Consider the following 15,367-nt stretch of genomic DNA (forward strand, 5'->3'; position numbering starts at 1 on the left):
ATTCGTGCTTCGCGACAAATGCATAGCGGGCAATTAAAGAGGGACGCCGGATTATTCGGCGTCCCTTTCTTTGCATGAGGCTATGGGGAAGAGCAAATTGTTTAGTAGCGGTCCAGAATCATTTGGGTTTTCAATTCATCGCCGGCCAGGAACCAGCCCTGCTGCGTCAGCTCGTTTTGGAGCTGCGTTTTCAGCGAAGCGGCATCCGTGCGGCTGTCGGTCTTGAATGAAGCTTCGGCAATATAATCATAGCCGCTTCCGTCAGCTTGAAGGATTTCATACACTTCGATGTCGATGTCGTCACCGCTCCATGTGCCGGTCCAGCGTTTGCCGTCAACCGGTCCGTACAGATGGGCATCCTCGAGCAGATCGGTGCCCCAATTGCTCGAGCTCCAGTCTTCGAATTTGCCGGGAGCTTCATCAATCGCGATGTCGATCGCATCGTCCTTGGAGAGGTTGTCCATGCCGTCATACCCGTCTTGATCGACCGACTTCTTGTTGCTGAAGCTAAGTGTCTGCTTTTGATAGCCCCAATCAACCTGTGCGTCGTAATCGTCCTCGCCGGCATCGAAGCCGTCAAGTGCTGCTGCCGCCAATGCGGCGTCAATATTGCCATTTGTAATCGGATAGCGCTTCTTGTAGGTCAATTCGAATTCCTTGTCGTCGAAATCTTCCATCTTACGCACCCGGACGTTCCAGCCTTCAGCGTTCAGATCCTGATCGTCCGAGTCCAGAAATTCCGTGCTCATCTTGGTCTTTGTGCTTGGCATACCGAAATGGCTTCTCACACTGCTGCTCAGATCGTGGTTCGAGTCGAGCACAGCGCCTGGATTAAGCATCAATTTGACTTCATAATCGGGAACGGCCGGTGAAGGAGCGGCTGACGCCTGATGGCTGTTGAAGGACAGAGTAAGCGTGCTGAGCAGAGCGGCAGCGAGGATTGCAGATTTGGCGGTTTTGAGCAGGCGGAATTGACCTTGTTCGAACATTATAAATGCCTCCTTGGATTGTGGGCGGGCTTCCCGTCCCATTGTTGTTACTGCTGTAAGGCTTGGCCGGATCGGTCGGCAGGAATGCTTACTGTCCGGTCGGCTCTCCATGAATCAGGCGAAGACGCTGTTGACGCCGGTACCAATGCCGGATCGGCCGGTGCCATGCCATAAATTCAAGCGGTTTCATTCATAAATGGACATCTGCCGGTTTGGCGGCGGGCATTCCCTCCTTCAGGACAGGCTGTAATCGGTACTGTCTTAGCATAAGGGAGCAGTGTTAGCCAAAGGTTAACGCTATGAGAAGGTTTTATTAAGTAAAATCTAATAATATATATATTAGTATAGATGTTGTCTATATTAATTTCCTTTTAAATGGTAATCAATAGATATCTAAGGATCCCCGATCTGTTTCTTGTAGTATAATCTGACGTATACAACTGACATCTATAATAGAAGGAGATGATAGCAATGGTTCCAGAAACAAACGGATCGTATTATGCCGTCATATTCTCAAGTGAGCGTACAGAGGGGGATAACGGATACAGCATCATGGCTGATAAAATGGAGCAGTTGGCTGGCCAACAGCCTGGTTTCATCGGGGTGGAAAGTGTACGGGATTCCTCGGGAGCCGGGATCACAATCTCCTATTGGGAAAGTCTGGAGGCAATAAGGAACTGGAAGCAAAATCCGGCTCACCTTGCCGCCCAGGAGAAGGGCAAGCAAGAATGGTATCAAAATTACAAGGTTAAAATTTGTAAAGTTGAAAGGGAGTATTCTTTTTAACGGGGAAGCAGTCCTGGAGGACCTGGATGAAGGGGTCTCGCGATTATTTCTGCATGAATAATAAGTTATCTGACCATACTTGAAATTAATGAGACAGCCGCGTTAATGGAGATGAGGTGCAGAATTTTGCTGTTTATGACAATCGCAACAATCCTGGCCATTCTTGTTGTCTGGTTTATGCCCAAACGGCTGACCCGGCAAGAAATGTACTGCACATGGTTGTTTATGGTGGTTGCAACACGTACCGCTGACCAATTGCTGGACCTCTACTTCAAACTTTATAATCAGCTTGGCCCTGGCGTAGAATGGCAGGCCGTTGTGCTCCAGTCTATTTTTCCAGGGGCGGTAGGAATACTGATCCTGAATTTTATGCCAGAGAGCAGCCGGCATTTTTTCTACTATCTGATCGGATGGACGCTTCTATCCGTTGCGTTTGAATGGTTAACTTTGCGGGTCGGTTATTTGACCTATATCCACTGGCTGCTTTGGTATTCAGCCGGTGTGTATATCATCGGGATTATTCTGCTGCGGCTGCATCTTTCTTTTTTACGAAGAAACAGAAAAGCCGTCATTTATAATGATTGACTTCAGCGGGAAGAATCGCTGATGCCCGCCTGGCCGGATGGATTCCGGTCGGGCTTTTTGGTATGGATGGAAGCGGATCTCCGGGGAATGAAGGGAACAATCCAATCGCAGAATTCCGGGCATGGGAGAAAAGTCCAATGCGATAAAAAGTGCAAGACATGGCTTGCAGGCCGGGAGAAATGTATGATTGCCGGCAAGAACCGCTCTCTCCTATGATTGCGCTATAACGTGATGAGGAGGAGCACCATGACCAGCAGTTGGCTGTATTCGTTGAAGCGTGATAAGTATTTATATATTTTGGCGCTGCCGGGGGTTTTATTTTTTCTGATGTTCAAATACGTGCCCTTATGGGGACTCAGCATTGCCTTTAAGGATTATTCTCCCTATCAAGGCATCCTGCAAAGCCCGTGGGTGGGCCTTGAGCATTTTCAGCGTTTCTTCTCCAATCCCGATTTTCTGAATCTGTTCAGAAATACATTGGCCATCAGCTTCATGAATCTGTTTCTGTTTTTTCCCCTCCCGATCGTGCTGGCGATTCTGCTGAACGAGCTGCGGAATCAACGGTTCAAGAAAACGATCCAGACCATCGTGTATATGCCCCACTTTTTGTCGTGGGTCATTATTGTCGGCATCACCTTTCTGCTGCTCTCCCAATCGGAGGGTGTGATCAACGAATTGCTGGCCGCGGCGGGATTTGCGAAAATCGACTTTTTGACCAATCCGCGTTTGTTCTGGATCATCCTTACGATTCAAAACATCTGGAAGGACGCCGGATGGGGGACCATCCTGTTCCTGGCGGCAATTGCGGGTACCGATCCGCAGTTATATGAAGCGGCGAAGATGGACGGGGCCGGCCGGTTCCGCCAAATGTGGCATATTACGCTTCCATCCATCCGCAACGTCATCGTTATTCTGCTGATCCTCCGGATTGGGCATACAATGGATGTCGGCTTCGAGCAGGTCTTTCTGATGATGAATGGCGCTGTTTCCGATGTGTCGGATGTCTTCGATACGTACGTCTATCGTGCCGGTATCCAGCAGGGTGAATTCAGCTACAGTACGGCGATCGGATTCTTCAAATCGGTCACGGGCCTCATTCTGGTAATTGCCGCTAACCGGTTTGCGAAGAAGATGGGCGAGGAAGGGGTGTATTAGATGAAGCCAACCGTGGGAGACCGCTTGTTCATTACGGCCAATGCCGGCATTTTGTCGATTATCGGGCTGGTTACCCTGTTCCCGCTCTACTATGTATTTGTCGTGTCGTTCACGGACCCGCAGGAGTATATCGACAGAGGTTTTGTGCTGTTTCCACAAGCCTGGAGCACGCTTTCGTATCAATACATTTTCTCCACAAAAGCATTCGTCAATGCGATCGGTGTCAGCGGTATTCTGGCGACTGCCGGCACGGCGGTTTCGCTGCTGCTGACATCCAGCTTCGCTTATACGCTGTCGCGCAAGAGACTGAAGGGCCGCAGGATCCTGATGCTGCTGGTGCTGCTGACCACGCTTTTCCAAGCGGGCATTATCCCTGACTATCTGCTTGTCAAGGAGCTCGGCATGATCAACAGCATCTGGTCCCTGATCATTCCGGTCATGACCAGCGGCTGGTTCGTACTTCTGATGAAGGGCTTTTACGACAGTATCCCGGATGCGCTGCAGGAGGCTGCGACCATCGACGGGTGCAATGAAATCGGCGTATGGATGAGAATCATTCTGCCGCTGTCCATACCGTCCATGGTGGCCTTTGGCCTGTTCTTCGCGGTGGGGTATTGGAACACTTTTTTTAACGCGATGCTGTATATCAACGACTATACGAAGTGGCCCTTGCAAATGCTGCTGCGCAACATGATCGTCGATTCATCGACCTCGATGGGAGGTTCGATGGCGTTGGGCAACGATTTGCAGCTGCCGAGCGAGACGATCAAGATGGCGGCGGTCGTCGTGGCCACTGTCCCCATTCTTATGGTATATCCATTCCTGCAGAAGCATTTTGCAAAAGGAGCCATGATCAGCTCCGTGAAGGAATGAGATCCTATACAATAGAAACAATAGAGGAGGAGTCATCCATGGCAGGAAAGAGCAGGATCACAATGCTCTCATGTGTAATCATCATGGCATTATTACTGGCTGCTTGCGGCCAGAACGGAAATCAGGAGAACCAGGCAGCAAACGGGGAAAGCAGCAGCAAACCGGTCGAAATCAGCATTATGTCGGACTATTTCAGTCCGGAGCCGCCAAGCGACCAGGATCCGATCCGTCAGGAAATCGAGAAGAAAACGAATACGAAGCTGAACATTACATGGGTATCGTCCAACAACTTTACCGACAAGACGAATGTGACGCTGGCATCGGGCGACATGCCGGAATTGATGCTGCTCCGCAGTCCCTATCAGGCACAAGTCAGGAAAATGGCCGAGCAGGGCGCTTTCTGGGATCTTACGCCTTACTTGAAGGACTACAAGAATTTGAGCGCCTTCCCGGAGGAAAGCTGGAAGAACACGAGCCTGAACGGCAACTATTACGGAATCCCGTTCGTCCGTCCGCTCTTCGGCACGGAGGGAATGCCGATTGTCCGCAAGGACTGGCTCGATAAGCTGGGCCTCCAGCCGCCCAAAACCCTGGATGACATGTACAATGTCATGAAAGCGATCACGGAGAAGGATCCTGACGGCAACGGGAAGAACGATACGGTAGGACTGACCGCCAACGTGACGCAGACGGATATGGGCAGCCTGTCATGGGTAGAGAATGTCATGAACGGAAACTACGGCAAGTGGAAGGATCAAGGCGGCAAGCTGATCGATACGACGTTCGAGCAGGGAACGAGAGATGCTCTCCTGTGGCTGAACAAAGTGTACAAGGAGGGCCTGCTGGCTGCTGACTTCCCGACGCTGAAGAATACACAGGTAAGGGAAAGCATCACGACCAATAAAGCGGGAATATTCGCCGATGCGATCAAGCCGACCTGGCTGCTTACCGGTCAAATGCGCGCGGCGAATCCGCAAGCGGATTTATTGTACCTGCCTTATCTGGAAGGTCCCAAGGGGAAATTCGCTCCGAAGGGCAGCGGCGCATATGGCTTCTGGGTCATTCCGAAGACCGTGCCGGAAGCGAAGATGAAGCAGATTCTGGCTTTCATGGATTACGGAGCTACAGAGGAAGGCAGCGTCATGGCGAACTTCGGGATTGAAGGCGAGCATTATCATGTCAAGGACGGCATGTACCTGTTTACGGAGAAAGCAAAAGAATACACCGGCGTCATTTTCCCGATTTTCCAAAGCATCGACAAGTACGCCTTCGCATACCAGACCGGTATTCCGGAGGATTTCCTGAAGCGCAACATGTCCATCATCGACGAGCAGGCCAAGGATGGCATGGCGAATCCGTCCGTCGGTCTGAACTCCGATACGTACAACAAGGTCGGAGCCGATTACGACAAGCGCACGCAGGATATGAAAGTAAAAGTCATCCTGGGCCGCGAATCCATTGAAGCTTGGGACAAATATGCAGCCGATCTGAAGGTGGATCCCCAGTATCAGCAAATCATCAGCGAATTTAATGAAGATTATCAGAAGAGACAAGGCAGCTAGGCACTGCTTTTGCGAAACAGCTTCACGGGACGGGGCAGGGCAATTTTCAGCCCTGGAGACACCAAAGGACGTCGCAGTTTCTTCTTGGCGGTCATGGTGGGTTCAGAGATTTGGTGATAGAATGGCGTTAGCTTGAGCCGAAAAAATGGAGAGATCGCACTTGAAAAATTGGAAGGCCGCCTTTCATTCGTTCCGTATATCATCGCTGTTTCGCAAACGGTTTTACCGGAGAAGCCTCGTCCTTGTTCTATTGGCAATCTGCCTTCCCACCATCGCTGTGGGCAGCGGCGTGAAGTGGATCGGCACCCGGCAGATGGAGAAAATGGTGCTCTCCTCCCGTCAGCACCAGGTAGCCCAGACTGCGGTGCGCCTGGACGATTCACTGTCGTTTCTGGAGAAAGCCGCCACGCAGTGGGCATTCAATCCGGAGTTCGGACTGAAGCTGAAGAACCTGGAGACTCAGTACGATTACGAGTTCATCCGCAGTATCTATACGAATCTGCTGCTCCTGAAGGAGTCCAATCCGTTAATCGAGCAGGCGGATATTTATTTGGATCGTCCAGGCGTCGTATATTCGGACAGCAGTGGAACCTTGGCCCTGGGGGATGACGACAAGCTGCGGTTCCATGAATTATTGAATAATCCGCAAACAGCCTTCTGGCTTCCGGGGTTTCTCCCGGCAGCGAATACCGGCTCGGGAAAAGAGACGCTTACGCTTGTCTATCAATTGCCGGCGAGCAGCGACGTCGAACCGTTCGGCGCTCTGCTTGTGCAGGTGAACCGGGGCCAGGTTTCCCGGATGCTAAGCGGCTCGACATTGGATGAGAACAGCGCCGCGTTCCTGTTCGACGATTCGGGGCAGCCGATTGGGAGCTCCACGGAGAAGGCGCAATCGCTGCAGCTGCAAAGCGGGTTGATAGAGCGTATCGGCAGCAGCGGGAAGGCCGGCGGCTCTCTGATTTATGAAGCGGACCGGAGCATGTATTCCGTCACTTACACAGTCTTCAAGCGGTTGGGCAAATATTGGACCTATGCGAGCGTCGATTCGCTTGAAAAAATCAATTCTCCCGTTGTGGCAGCCTCCAATTTCGTTTATTTATTCGGCGGGGCGGGGCTGCTTCTGGCTATTGCGGTTGCTTTCCTGGTGTCCCGCAAGCTGTATCAGCCCATTCATACCTTAAACAAAATGTTCGGGATTCATCTCTCGCCTGGAAGCGAAACGGCGGATGAGGTTGAGTTTATTACGGAGCAGTGGAAGCATTTGAACTTCCAGAGCCGCGCGCTGGAGGATCGTCTTCAGAAGCAGCTTCCGGTGATGAAGGAAGGCTTCCTACTTCAGCTGCTGCAGGGCCATTTTCAATTATCCAGGCCTGATGAGCTGAAGGAGAGGATGCAGCTTTTCGGTTGGAACACAGAGCGGCCAGGGTATGCCGTTCTTGGTATTCAGATGACAGGATCGCCGCAGTCCAAGGAGCGGTTTCATAAAGGGGATCAGGAGCTTATCTCGTTCGCAGCCGTGAACATGGTGGAGGAAGTGCTCAAGGATCGCGAACTGCGGAGCGAGGTTATCAATCTTCACGATCTCTCCATTGGCGTCATTCTGGAATATCCGCCGGATGAATCTCCCGATGGCAGAAGAAACGATTTGCAGCTTCTTGCCGAGAGGCTGGTGGATATCATTTACCAATTTCTGCAGATGCCCACTACGTTATGCATCAGCCGTCGGATAGAGACCGTGACCGAAATCCCGCAGGCATGGGAGGAAGTGAACCGGCTTGTCCGCTATCGGAATTTATACGATTCCAAGCAGGTCATTCAAGCGGAGGATTTTATGCCGCAGCTAAACGATGGGATACGCTACCCTTTTGCAGCAGAATCCGAGCTGATGCAGGCCATCCGCAATTTGGACGAGAAGCTGGCCGCCCAGGTTCTGGAGACGTTCTGCAGTGAGCTGGAGGCCAATACGACGAAGGAATATCTGTTTCAGCAGGGGCTTCTGCAGCTGCTGGGCAACCTTAGATTCGGAATGCTGAAGGCGGGCTACAACCCTTTTGAAACAGAGCCCTTCAGTCTCCAGGAGGAGCTGGATAGAGGCATTGAAACCTCAGAGATCGCAGCTCTGCTCAGAGAGCGGGTCATCAGCCCGTACATCCGGAAAATCAGACAGGAATCCGAGGATCAGGACAGCCGGTTGAAGCTGACGATTGAGCGGATTGTGGAGACGATCCACAGCCGGTATGGCAATGCGGATCTCTCGCTCGACATGCTGGCGGATGAGCATGAGCTGACTCCGCTTACGCTGAGCAAAGCCTTTAAGAAGATAACCGGCATCAACTTTGTAACCTATGTAACCGACGTCCGTCTTAACAAGTCGAAGCAGCTGCTCCTCGAAACAGACAGCAAAATCAATGATATCGCGGAGATGGTCGGCTATCAGCCGACCTACTTCAACCGCATTTTCAAGAAGAGCGAGGGCATCACCCCTAGCCGGTACAGGGAAATGATGCAGGATGAGGGGCAGAGGCACAAGCTGTAAACCGCTTGATCAAAAGGAGGCATTCCTGATATGAAAGCCGTCATGTTGATGTTTGACTCATTGAACCGGCATATGCTGGCCCCGTATGGATGCGATTGGGTTCATACGCCGAATTTCCAAAGACTGGCCGAGCGCTCCGTTACGTTCGACCGGTGCTACTCGGGAAGTCTTCCGTGTATGCCGGCAAGAAGGGATTTACAGACAGGCCGCTGCAGCTTCCTGCACAGAAGCTGGGGGCCGCTTGAGCCCTTCGACGATTCGATGATCGAGTGCCTGAGGAAGAGCGGGGTATATACCCATCTCACAACCGACCATACGCATTATTTCGAGGATGGAGGCGCCACCTACCATACCCGTTATAACACCTGGGAATATGCGCGGGGGCAGGAGGGAGACCCCTGGAAAGGACATGTGGGGAATCCGGAAATACCGGAGAGCCTGAGCGGACGGACCGGCGATTTATGGCGGCAGGACTGGGTCAACCGCCAGTACCTGGATGCCGAAGAGAAGCAGCCGCTCGCGGTTACGGTCGACCGGGGCATCGAGTTCATGGAGCGGAATCACGATCAGGACCGCTGGTTCCTGCAAATCGAAGCGTTCGATCCGCATGAGCCTTATTTTACGCAGCAGAAGTACAAGGATTTGTATCCCCACTCCCCGATCAGCAAGCATTTTGACTGGCCGGATTATGGGAGGGTCAAGGAGCAGCCGGAGGAGGTGCAGCACGCTATCTTCGAGTATGCCGCGCTGGTCAGCATGTGCGATGCGCATCTGGGCAGGGTGCTGGACACGTTCGACCGTCTCAATCTATGGGAAGATACGCTGCTGATCGTCAATACGGATCATGGCTTCCTGCTCGGGGAGCATCAGTGGTGGGGGAAAAATATTCAACCGTTCTATAACGAAATCGTGAATATTCCGCTGTTCTTGTGGGACCCCAGAAGCGGACAACATAACCGGCGTTCCGATGCGCTGGTGCAGACGATCGATCTGCCTGCGACGCTGCTTGACTTCTTCGGCGCCGATCTGCCGGCGGACATGCAGGGGAGGCCGATCAATGAGGCAGTCGTTCAGGGCAGTGCAATCCGGGAAGCAGCACTGTTCGGGATCCATGGCGGCCATGTCAATTGCACGGACGGGCGGTATGTATATATGAGAGGGCCGAAGGATGCCGGCAACCGGCCGCTGTACGAGTATACGCTGATGCCGACCCATATGAACCGGATGTTTGCTCCCGGGGAATTCGAAGGTCTGGAGCTTCAGGCGCCGTTCTCCTTTACCAAGGAGTGTAAAGTGATGAAAATTCCGGGCCATACATTCGTCAATCCTTACCAATATGGAGATCTATTGTTTGATCTGAGTCAAGACCCGAAGCAGGAGACGGTTATGGACGATCCGGAGGTCGAAGCGCGAATGGTTGGATTGCTGGCCGGACTGATGAGGGACAATGACGCACCACTTGAGCAGTTCGAACGGTTAGGGATACCGGTGGACGGAATCGTTACAGCAGAGGAAGTAATCCGGGAGAAGGAACGGAGAAGACGGCAGGACGCAGAAACTGGAGGAACAACGTAAAGGAGCTGGGCGGCATTCGGGGAAAGTGCTCAAAAGCCACCATGGCACAGAATTGCTTGCGGACTAACCGGACAGCCCATTTAAAAAAATCCTGAAAGGCCCGGGGAACAATTCTTGGGGCCTTTCGTCTTGCGTACTGATCCTTACAGCTCCATACTGTTCCTTACGATCAGGGCGGCCCCGGTAACAACCGCATCCTCCTTCAGCTGGCCTTTCGAGAACCTGGGCTCATAGGCTGGATAATTATACGTGTTTTGCCTGGCAATCTCCGTCGCGGTCTGATAATACATGGGGTTGGAATTAATCAGAGCGCCGCCCAGGATGACCTGCTCCGGAAGAAAAATATTAATCAGATTGGCAAGTCCCACGCCAAAATAAACGGCGGATTGGTGGAACATTTCCCGGACGGAAGGGTTGTCGGATGACAAGGCCTGCACCAGGATATCGAAGTTTAGCTGTTCAGGTGTGATCCGGTATTGCAGGAGGAGCGCATCATCGCCCATTTTCGCCCGGGCTCTGGCTTGCTTCTCCAGAGCCTGCACGGAGGCCAATGCTTCAAGAGCCCCATAATTTCCGGAAGGATGAAGCCTGGGCCCGTCCGTTTGAATAATCATTTGCCCGATCGATCCTTCCATATCGACTGTTCCATGGACGATCCGGCCATAAGACATCATAGCCGAACGCAGGCTCACGCCGGCGTGGATATAAAGAGCATGCTGGACATTCTCATGGCGCATCGACCACTGCTCGCCAACCAGGGCCATATTCGCCCCGTTCTCAAGCGTGCTCCTGACCCCGGCTGCCTGCTCGAACATACGGCAAATTGGAACCTGGGTCCAGCCTCTGGCCGGAAAATAAAGCGGGCTTAGAATCATGCCGTTAGTCCGGTCCAGGGGCCCGACAGCCCCGATGCCCATGCCTAGGATTTGATTGGGCCCGATCTGGTGATCCCTCAAGATATCCTGCATGAGACGGGCCACGTATTCGACCGTTCTCTCCGGTGTCATGGCCTCATCCATGCGCCAGCGGACGAGCGACTTCGGGTTCATCTGCATGTCGAATAAGCCGAGTGTCGAGGAGATCCTGGAAATATCCAGCCCGAAAATATAGCCGTAATCCGCTCTGATCTGATAAAGAATGGGCCGCCTTCCGCCATTGGAAGGACCCCGTCCGGTTTCCTGAATCAGCCCTTCCGCCACCATATCATCCAATAAACGTGTTAACGTGCTGCTTGTAAGCTTGCTCGACGTTAATAAATCCGCCTTGGAAACGGTCCCCCGCTCGGCCACCTCGGTGTAAATAAGCTTTTTATGCGAAGGAACAGCTCTCTCGGGTTTGTTCTTCATCGTTAATCCCTACTTACACAAGTATTATAATCGTAAATATATAATTCTGATTATACCCGAATAGAATGCCTTCCGCTATCGCAGTCAAATTCGCCCGCCTAACTTTAAGCCATAATGAATTAAATGAAGGTGATTAATCGGAATTTGGCAAATTGAAGCTAAGGGATACCTATTAAATAAACCTTTAATTAGCTATAAAATGAATTTATAACCCATTTGCCGATTAGATAAATCCAAAATGAAATAAATGTGATAAAATAGAGAAAAGCGATTGAAAGAGGGTAAAACAATGGCGCAGGCTTGGAAAGAACGACTGGGAATCCTCCTACAGCTGTTTTGGGTATTTTTTCGGATTGGACCATCGACTTTCGGTGGCGGTTATGCCATGATGCCGGTCATTGAGCGTGAGATTGTCGGGAGGAAGAAGTGGATCGACAAGGCGGACATGACCGATATGATATCCCTTGCCGGTTCTGCTCCGGGCGGGGTCGGCGTCAACGCGGCGGCTTTCGTGGGCTTTCGGAAGGCCGGCTTCCCGGGAGCGGTTGCGGCGGTTATGGGCGTGACGTTCCCTACTTTTCTGATCGTTATTATACTCAGCCTGTTCTATTTATATTTTAACGATAATCCGAAGGTCGAGGCGGCTTTGAAGGGGATACATGGCGCCGTCGTCGCGCTCATCCTCATGGCCGCCTACAGAATGCTCAAAACGTCCGTTTTTGACGCTGCGACGACATTCGTATCGATTGCTGCACTTATGTTTCTGTTTGCGAATATCAATCCCTTGTATATCATTGTTTGCGGACTGCTGGGAGGGATTGTGCTTATACAGATGAAGAGATTGATGGGACTTAAGACGAATACGGAGAAAACGTCCTCGGAAGCTCAGAAGCCGGAGCCGGTTTACCTTGAATATTACATCTAAGAGCGACATGGTTTAAAAGGGAGGGATGAAGGAATGATTTGGGGGCTGTTTATCACATTTTTGAAAATAGGTCTGGTTTCCTTCGGCGGCGGTTACGCGGTGATCCCCATGATTCAATTCGAGGTATCGGCTCATCAGTGGATGACGGGCGGCGATTTTCAGCAAGCCGTGTCGCTGGCAGGCATGGCGCCCGGTCCGATTGCTACCAACACGGCCACCTTGATCGGCTACAAATCAGCCGGCATCCTGGGAGCCGCCGCCTCCACTTTGGGGATGGTGCTTCCGTCTCTCACCGTGGTTGTGCTGATGGCGGCTTTTTTCTTCCGGCTGCAGCATAATCAGTGGGTAAAATCCTCATTTTACGGATTACGGCCCGTTATTACGGGATTGATAGTATTCGCCGCCATCCATTTCGGGTTTCCGGACGGCGAGACGGGCTTCACCTGGGTGACGGTTTGCACGCTCCTGATCTGCGCCGGATGCTTATATCTCCTGCTGAAATACAAACTCCATCCCATTATGGTCATCATGGCTGCCGGGGCCGCCGGAATTATATTGTTCTAATTCAATTAAAGTATCGCTGCTGCTTGTTAGGGCGGACGATGCTTTTTTTGATTTTATCTGCACGGGAGTTATTAATACGATTTATTATGCTGCTGTACGCCATAATTATGTGTTTTTGTACACGTTATTCTGGATGGCTTGATCGACAAGCGGCACGGTCCACACTCCTGAAGAATCCTCTGACTTTAGGGCATAGAAAATAAGCCCGAAGAGCACAGAAACTCTCCGGGCTTCCCTTCCCTACAATATAAAAAGAGGTTTGAATGCTAGAACAAACTAATATAAGAAGATGCACGGTCAAACAATACGGTTTTTATCGCTGACTGATTATGACCGGGATTGCTTTTCAACTGCTCCAGAGCTGAGGAGACCAGTACACTTTGGATGGTATCTTCATGATAATGCTGCAATAACCAGCCGAGATTATGAGGCTCCCTGGAATCCAGGATGTCCCGGAAACGGTTGGACCATGTAATCCAGTCCGCAGGCTTTTGCCAATTCTCCAGCACCATATCGCTCCATGCTTGTCCGGCGTTTGTAGTCAGAAACAGGATGACCTGATAACGGGTCATTTTGTTTTCATTGAGTGCCACAATAAACAGTTCCATCCTTTTGACTTGAACAATCTGCAGGCGGAGTTCCGGTTCAGGCAGCGGGTCAGCTTTGGGCAGTGGGTCAACGGTTTGAACAGACATCTTTAAATTCTCTCCCTTTTTTCGCTTACGAGGTTAGCTGTCGGATTCGGACGAGAGAGCCGCCCTGCCAGAGCCGTCAGGCATCCGGATTCACCCCTTGAGCGCCAGAAGTCCCAGACGCTCACATGGTTCCCCCGCTGCTTCCTTTGGAAGCACTCAGCGAATAAATGATAGCCGTAATCAGGCTTGCCATTTATCATATTCCGTTCCTTTTCTTCTGTAAAATGACCCGCAGCCTGATAAACACTTCATAACGCCATATTTTTCATTTAAAGTGAAAATAAGCGGCTAAAACCAGTCATTTTGCGCAATTACTCGTTCCCTCTTCATGTTGCTAATACGCTGCTCCATTCTTCATATAAGCTCCCGAAGGGCCTGGTTGCGTTTTAAGCGGAGATAAAGAAAAACGGCGAAATACCGCGATATACAGAGCATAAAGAAGCATTGATCCTCTGAAAGCGCTTGAAAATATGTCCAGCGGCGTTATTTGTGCCCATAGCTGTTCTGGACATGCTTTACACGCCGTACGGCTGGGAGTATGATTCATATCGTGCTTAACAGCATATATCCATTTTTTTGATCGCTGAGTTTCCGCCTTCGGGTGGAAAGCGGGGGAACCATAGAAGCGTTGTTGGTATCCGATGTGAGAGTCGGATCGTACAGCGCAGGGGTGAATCGTTGCAGGAGTGTCATGAAACTCATGCAGCGTAGGGCGACTCTCACCGCCCGAATCCGACAGCTAACCTCGTAAGCGCAGGTGGAGAGAGGAATGGTGAACGAAGTGATCGATTAAATTCGACCGCAGAGCGTCACGTGCCTCTGCGGTTTTTTGTTGTATAGATTTTTGTATAAATCTTGAATTTGTTTCATTCGCTGAATATTGCGCAGCAGCTGCAGTAACGGGGGAACCAACGACCGTCCTCGTCCATCGGGACGAAGGCGACGGTCACGGGGTGAATCATCCGGCATTCCAAAATGCCGGGCGTAGGGCTACTCTCATGCCCGAATCCGACAGCTAACCTCGTAAGCGTACCGGGAGAGGCAACACTTATCGCGAGCGATCAGGACGTTTGTCATGGTCAAAGAAGCCGCAGGTAAAGGTTACTCTTTTCCTAAGGCTTCTTTTTTGTTGCCTTCTTCCCTGAATTTGGAGGAGAAAAGTATGGAACAACGGCCAATATTGGTGGCTGCATCGACTGAGGCAGGGAGAAAATTCGTACGGCTGCTGCTCTACAAACAGCAGCCTGTGGTCGCCCTCACGAATAATAGGAGGGAAGAAAAGCTGCTGCGGGAACTGGGCGTTAATGAAATTATACGAGTGAACACGACCCGCAGCAAAGCGGGAGCGGCTCCCCAATTTTCGATCGGACGCGTTTATATTTTTGAGTCGAGCTTGCCGCTCAGCTGTCAGTATCTGCAGCTCATGGCCAACTGGTCCTGCCAGGAGATTACCGTTATTACGACGGTATGGCATCCCGAGGTTATTTATAAAAAGCTTGGGGCTGCCTATATTGTGCGCACGCAATCCGGAGATGTCGGGTTCTTGCTCAGCCGCCTGAATGATCAACCATAAAGGGAGTGCTGTTATGTTGGATGTATGGATGATTTTGACTTTGATCGCATCTTTCCTTGTTATCGCCGGATTCTTGGTTTGGTGCGACAAATCGATCGACGAGACGGAGGGAGAACGCTTATGACGCTGGTATTGATTTTTACAGGCGCGTTGCTGATCTACCTGGTGTATGCCCTGCTTCATCCGGAGAAATTTTAAATGAG

Annotated in this window: 14 protein-coding genes and 3 riboswitches; of the genes, 11 read left to right on the top strand and 3 right to left on the bottom strand. The window is 51.3% G+C overall.

What is annotated here, in order from left to right; all coding sequences use genetic code 11:
* Window positions 1-101 precede the first annotated feature (101 nt).
* A complete protein-coding gene (locus AC0YNV_RS30110; protein WP_475771321.1) occupies window positions 102-989 on the bottom strand; it encodes a hypothetical protein in 888 nt (295 codons plus the stop codon).
* Window positions 990-1,460: 471 nt separating this feature from the next.
* Here AC0YNV_RS30110 and AC0YNV_RS30115 point away from each other — a divergent pair, with 471 nt between their 5' ends.
* The 7 genes from AC0YNV_RS30115 to AC0YNV_RS30145 all read left to right on the top strand — a co-directional run bounded on the left by AC0YNV_RS30115 (window position 1,461) and on the right by AC0YNV_RS30145 (window position 10,061).
* The gene (locus AC0YNV_RS30115; RefSeq protein ID WP_475771322.1) at window positions 1,461-1,775 is read left to right on the top strand and encodes an antibiotic biosynthesis monooxygenase family protein; all 315 of its coding nucleotides are present in this window, start codon (window positions 1,461-1,463) and stop codon (window positions 1,773-1,775) included.
* Between the two features lie 126 nt (window positions 1,776-1,901).
* Window positions 1,902-2,360 (top strand): hypothetical protein, encoded by a 459-nt coding sequence (locus AC0YNV_RS30120; protein ID WP_475771323.1) that lies wholly within the window; start codon window positions 1,902-1,904, stop codon window positions 2,358-2,360.
* Window positions 2,361-2,606: 246 nt separating this feature from the next.
* Window positions 2,607-3,515: an ABC transporter permease gene (locus tag AC0YNV_RS30125; RefSeq protein ID WP_475771324.1), complete on the top strand. Its 909-nt coding sequence runs from the start codon at window positions 2,607-2,609 to the stop codon at window positions 3,513-3,515.
* The gene (locus AC0YNV_RS30130) at window positions 3,516-4,388 is read left to right on the top strand and encodes a carbohydrate ABC transporter permease (protein ID WP_475771325.1); all 873 of its coding nucleotides are present in this window, start codon (window positions 3,516-3,518) and stop codon (window positions 4,386-4,388) included.
* A gap of 38 nt (window positions 4,389-4,426) precedes the next feature.
* Window positions 4,427-5,950, top strand: coding sequence for an extracellular solute-binding protein (locus tag AC0YNV_RS30135; protein ID WP_475771326.1), 1,524 nt, complete (start codon window positions 4,427-4,429; stop codon window positions 5,948-5,950).
* A 160-nt stretch (window positions 5,951-6,110) separates the two neighbouring features.
* A complete protein-coding gene (locus AC0YNV_RS30140; protein WP_475771327.1) occupies window positions 6,111-8,486 on the top strand; it encodes a helix-turn-helix domain-containing protein in 2,376 nt (791 codons plus the stop codon).
* Between the two features lie 30 nt (window positions 8,487-8,516).
* Window positions 8,517-10,061 (top strand): sulfatase, encoded by a 1,545-nt coding sequence (locus AC0YNV_RS30145; protein ID WP_475771328.1) that lies wholly within the window; start codon window positions 8,517-8,519, stop codon window positions 10,059-10,061.
* A gap of 143 nt (window positions 10,062-10,204) precedes the next feature.
* Here the strand turns inward: AC0YNV_RS30145 and AC0YNV_RS30150 are convergent, their stop codons facing one another.
* The gene (locus AC0YNV_RS30150) at window positions 10,205-11,407 is read right to left on the bottom strand and encodes an ROK family protein (protein ID WP_475771329.1); all 1,203 of its coding nucleotides are present in this window, start codon (window positions 11,405-11,407) and stop codon (window positions 10,205-10,207) included.
* Between the two features lie 289 nt (window positions 11,408-11,696).
* Between AC0YNV_RS30150 and AC0YNV_RS30155 the strand changes: the two genes are divergently transcribed.
* Window positions 11,697-12,332, top strand: coding sequence for a chromate transporter (locus AC0YNV_RS30155; RefSeq protein ID WP_475771330.1), 636 nt, complete (start codon window positions 11,697-11,699; stop codon window positions 12,330-12,332).
* Window positions 12,333-12,365: 33 nt separating this feature from the next.
* Window positions 12,366-12,896 carry a chromate transporter gene (locus AC0YNV_RS30160; protein WP_210044830.1) on the top strand — a complete coding sequence of 177 codons (531 nt, stop codon included), beginning with the start codon at window positions 12,366-12,368 and terminating at the stop codon, window positions 12,894-12,896.
* A 266-nt stretch (window positions 12,897-13,162) separates the two neighbouring features.
* Here the strand turns inward: AC0YNV_RS30160 and AC0YNV_RS30165 are convergent, their stop codons facing one another.
* On the bottom strand, window positions 13,163-13,591 hold the full coding sequence (locus AC0YNV_RS30165; protein ID WP_475771331.1) for a hypothetical protein: 429 nt from the start codon (window positions 13,589-13,591) through the stop codon (window positions 13,163-13,165).
* A gap of 7 nt (window positions 13,592-13,598) precedes the next feature.
* A riboswitch (cyclic di-AMP (ydaO/yuaA leader) is annotated at window positions 13,599-13,763 on the bottom strand.
* 399 nt (window positions 13,764-14,162) lie between these two features.
* Window positions 14,163-14,360, top strand: a riboswitch (cyclic di-AMP (ydaO/yuaA leader).
* 92 nt (window positions 14,361-14,452) lie between these two features.
* A riboswitch (cyclic di-AMP (ydaO/yuaA leader) is annotated at window positions 14,453-14,637 on the top strand.
* A 116-nt stretch (window positions 14,638-14,753) separates the two neighbouring features.
* Here AC0YNV_RS30165 and AC0YNV_RS30170 point away from each other — a divergent pair.
* A complete protein-coding gene (locus tag AC0YNV_RS30170) occupies window positions 14,754-15,164 on the top strand; it encodes a hypothetical protein (protein ID WP_210044839.1) in 411 nt (136 codons plus the stop codon).
* Between the two features lie 120 nt (window positions 15,165-15,284).
* On the top strand, window positions 15,285-15,362 hold the full coding sequence (gene kdpF / locus AC0YNV_RS30175) for a K(+)-transporting ATPase subunit F (RefSeq protein WP_379114309.1): 78 nt from the start codon (window positions 15,285-15,287) through the stop codon (window positions 15,360-15,362).
* The last annotated feature ends 5 nt before the right edge of the window (window positions 15,363-15,367 follow it).

The organism is Paenibacillus sp. JT31N11 (assembly GCF_056269285.1).